We start from the raw sequence: 4942 nt of genomic DNA, 5'->3' as shown, positions 1-4942 counted from the left end.
CTGGGGACATATAAGGTTGTGGCAAAGACGACGGAAGGTGAAACCATTGATCGTTCAGTGCAACTTATCGTTGATACCGGTGCGTCTGCTCAGAACTTATTTATCAAAGGGCAAGGCGGTGATATTCATTTAGATGTTAAGGATGAAAAAGGTAATGGCGCCAAAAATATACCCATTAAACTAATTAATTCTGCATCAACAAAAGAGTTAACGCTTGCCACCAATGATAAAGGTGAAATTGACATCAAAAATACTTTAAAAACCTATAAGTATGACCTAATTGTTGATATTGAAGATTTTATTGCTGACTCAAGTAATCAAACTAAATATACCTTATGGGATGCAACATTACCCGATAATTCGCATAAATACATTAATACGATAGAGTTTAATATGAATGGTACCAATCAAAAAGGTGCATTCAATATAAAACCACGTAATGAATGGGGCGTCGATGGAATCGTAGCTATAGATCAAAACAATGACGGTATCTATGGTGCTGATACGGATACTGGCGCATTAGGTATGAATGTCGAGCTTTACTATCCCGGCACGACAACCAAAGTTTTGGGCACAAAAACGATAACTACAAGCGATGATGGTCTATATCGTTTTAAAGATTTAGCGGTGGCGAGTTATGACATAAAAGTAACCAATGTGAAAGCGCCTTATATTCCACTTAGCAAACTTGAACAAAACATTAAAATAACAGATGCAAATAACCAAACAAGTGGTCCGACATTTTTATTAAAAATTGATCCAAATGATTCAAGTTTATCTGGTATATCGGGTCAGGTATTTGTCTTATCAAATCAGTTTTTGCCTAGGGGACCTGATTCTGGTAAGCCTTATAATATGTTACCTGTGTCAAATACGACTTATTTAGAAACCCCCGTCGATCTTTATCAATACGATGGTAGTACATGGAAAAAGATTGCTACACAAACAACAAATAAGAGCAATGGATTATATCAATTCCGTGGTTTGGCGATCGGCAAAGATTATAAAGTAGTCATTAACGAATCCGGTATAGATTTAAATTCCTATATTTTTGTGAATGATTCTGATGGTAAATCAACCAGTACTTCACCAAAATCAAGAAGTAGCCATAAAGGGAAAGTAAAACTTAGTAATGGTACTCAGGCTAATATCGCTCCTAAAGAAATTATTGTTGTTGGTTTAGGTAAAGGAACCCAATCGAATCGAAACTTTTGGTATTCTCCCCTTCGAGAGAACTTAGGAACGTTAAACGTTGAAAGCAATATTAGAACAGCTAATTTAACGACAGCTTGGGGTGGTGTGGTTAATGGTGTCAGCCCAACACACACTGCTACAACTTACATGAAAGTCTCTTTTTATGAAGAAGACGGCGTAACTCCGCTTCTTGATAAACAAGGAAAACCATTAGCTGCAACACTCGGCAAACCTGGTTCGTATGGCGTGCTCGGTGCGCTCGGTAGGGTAGCTGCTCCGATTGATCATGCCGGGTTATATACTTATAAAATTGATGATATTAATGACGAAATTGAAGTTGACTATTCGAGTGGTGATTATATTTTAACGATACAAACGGAACTTTCACACTCGAATGCTATGTATTTCAAACCTAAAAAGCCGAATACGCTATCTGGTTATGTTTATCTGAATAATAGTCATTCTGGCGCTTTGGGTGATTATAACCCAGATGAAGATACAGCAATTAAGTTTGCTCAGGTATCGTTATACAAAAAGCAGTCAGATAATACATGGAACTTATTCACAATTTTTGGTACGAATCAGGACGGTTATTATAATTTTACAAATCTACCGGATGGTCAATATCGTGTTTTAACTAGACCAAGTTTTTCTGCTGGAAGTAATTTTAATTCACAAGATATTGAACTTGAAAATAATGATCAAAATACTGGCGTTGAAAATAACCAGTCAGTTTTTGAAATAAAAATTGAAGGTGGAAAAGCGCATAATAAGGGAACTAACTTTTGGTATAAGCTGAAACAACAAGATTATGTTGTTCGTGGTAAAGTTTACCTAGATACATATTCTGGCAAAGGGAAATTAGAAGTTAATATTCCAGGGACTTATGATGATCTACCACTTTTTGATGCGACAGTCTTACTTTGTAAAGATAACAATGCTTGTGTAATAGGCGGACAAAGTGTTATTGCATCTAAAAAAACTGGTTCTGATGGGCTTTATAAATTTACCGGCGCTGATGGGCTAACAGCTGGAAAAGATTTTATCGTTAAAGCATTACGTAAAAGCGTAACAGCAGTAGAAAATAGCAGTCAAGATCTTGCAACTAGCCATAAAATTCGATTTGACAAACTTGGTGCACCAATTGTTAAAAATTTTCTAATGCAAGGAAAAGGTAATATTCGTGCTATGCCTGTTAATGATATGAATGGCGATAGGTATGGTTCAGATTCAGAGAGAGGGACTAATACATCAAATGTTTATTATTGGGATAAAAACAGTAATGATTATCAGTATTGGGGTAAGTTCTGGACGATGGAGCTATACTCATTACCGGAAGGCAAATACCGTATAGTTCACACTCCGGGCAATGATTTTATCGACATTGCGGATGTGGATCCAGCAACACCACCAGGAACGCTAGATTTTGAAGTATTAGCCGATGGTTCACTTGCCAATAATTTAGATAAAAATAAATTATATCTAATGCAAGCTCAAGTTGTACCATCAAATACGACCGAGGCAATTTCGGGCAAGCTTTATCTGGATGTAACAGGTTCTAAAAACAAAGACGGGGCAGCTGAGCTCACTAAAGAAGAACTTATTCAATATAATAAAGGTTTGCTAACCGTAAGTGGTATTTTTACCCCTCGCATCTACCCGGGATATTTTAACGGTAATGTTGACGATATTTTGGATCAAGTTGACTTTATCGATAAAAGTGTACAATACACGGGCGAATTTGCTTATACAGCCGCGAATTCAACGCGAGGAAAATTATATCTAACCAATATGTTATTACGTTTAACTGGTCTGGATACCACGCAATTTGAATTGGTCGGTAACAGTGGTCAGTTAAAAGGCGCTTATCTGCCAACAAAAGTACAAACAAATCTGGAATATATGCAAGTTGCGCCTTCAGGTTTATTGGGAGCACAAGATCAGTACTGGTTAGTAAAACTGAAAAATGATACAGAGATCAGTGGTCGACTTTATTACGATTATGACGATGATGGTTTTTTTACTCCGGGCACAAATGATGTTGTGATTTCGGGTGTCACCGTTGAGTTATATCGTAATGGTGAACTCTATGCAAAAACTAAAACCGATAAATCCGGTCTATATAACTTTAAAAATTTATTTAATGATACTTATACCGTTAAAGTTACTGAACAGGGTTTAGATAAACAACGTTATGAATTAAAGAGTGTTTCAAATACAGTAACGGGTATTACCATTGATGGAAAAACACCAAAAGTAACAGGTGATAATTTAGATTTTATTTACAAGAAAAACGGCGATGCGGCGATCACCGGTCATGTAATGGTTGATATTAACAATAATGGCACACTAGAAAATTATGTTAATAAAACAGGGGACATGGCGATACCGGATATAAACGTCAAATTATATAAATTTGATGGTTCCAATCGTACGTTTTATCGTGAAGTAAAAACGAATGCGAAAGGTTACTATAGCTTTAGTGGTATTGATTTAAATACTGATTATATTGTTGAAATTGAACCCACAAAAGATTTTGGTGTTATTGCTAATGCAGAGGGTAACACAAATATCAATTTAAAACCGATTCACTTTGAAGATGTTGGAAAGACAGTTCAAAACCAATACTTCTTATTGGCAGGAAGTTCAAATAGTTCACCGTCAGCTGGTATAAACAGTAGTTATGCAATCAACAGCGGAATTTCTGGAAAAACCTTGTTAAATGGTAGCGATCCAGTTGAGCCAATTACTCAAGTTTTAATTGGTTTACGTGATGCAAACAATAACGAGATTGCACGTCAGTATACCAATGATAAAGGTGAATACCACTTCTATAATCTATCCCAAGGGAAGTACAGCATTAATATTGTCGCTTCACCAGATGGTTATTCATTAGTTAAAAACAGTAAAGGTACCACTCAACCAATTGATACTTTATCTGGTCTAGATTTAACTAATGTGGGTATAAAAGACAATAATTTCTATTTTAAACAAGCGAGTGATGAAGGTATTGGTGGTAAAATCTATATTGATTATGCCGATAATAATACCGATTTTAATCAGTTAAATGAGTTTGCCTATTTACTTGATAGTGCGATCACGTATACCGTTGAGCTACGTGACGGTTTAGATGGAACTGGTAAGCTATTAATGACCCAACAAACCGTAGATGGTGAGTATCATTTCTCTAATCTGGCGTTTGGTGATAATGCTAACTATTCTGTGGTACTGAAATTAGACGCTAATGCCGACCATGCGTTTAAACAAAGCTCAGCCGGTAACGATCCGAAACATATTGTTATTCCGGTTGCGAGTTTACCAAAACAAGGTTCACTGGATAACAATTATCTGTTGGTAGGAAAATTAAAAATCGGTGGTTATGTCTGGGTTGATGAAAATGACAGTAAAGACAGACAGGGTGATGAAGGGCTTAATGGCATTAATGTGACCCTTAATTATCAGGCACCGGGTACAACGGATTATGTCGAGCTTAAAAAGGTTAATACCGACAATTCAGGTCACTACCAGTTTGAAAAATTACCGAAAGGCGGTAACTATCAAATTATGGTTAGCACACCGGAAGGAACGGAATTAATTGCGGACAGTGTCATAGCCGGAAATAGTGATAGCTTTGAGTTTAAAACGTTAAAACAAAATGAGTTAGACAAAAGTTCAGCGTATAAATATATTGCCATGATCAAAGGTCATGTCAGCATTGATATAGACAACAGCCGAACCCACTCAGCGA

1 protein-coding gene is annotated in these 4942 nt (G+C 36.4%); it reads left to right on the top strand.

The genetic code is table 11. The annotated features are described in order from the left end of the window. Positions 1-18 precede the first annotated feature (18 nt). Positions 19-4942 (top strand): SdrD B-like domain-containing protein (locus ACGH6P_RS10950; RefSeq protein WP_411597474.1); only part of this gene is annotated, 4924 nt, incomplete at its 3' end.

The organism is Gilliamella sp. CG25 (assembly GCF_046635705.1).
GTDB lineage: Bacteria > Pseudomonadota > Gammaproteobacteria > Enterobacterales > Orbaceae > Gilliamella > Gilliamella apicola_I.
Note: the sequence above shows the minus strand (reverse complement) of the source record. Positions and strands in the feature narration are given on the sequence as shown.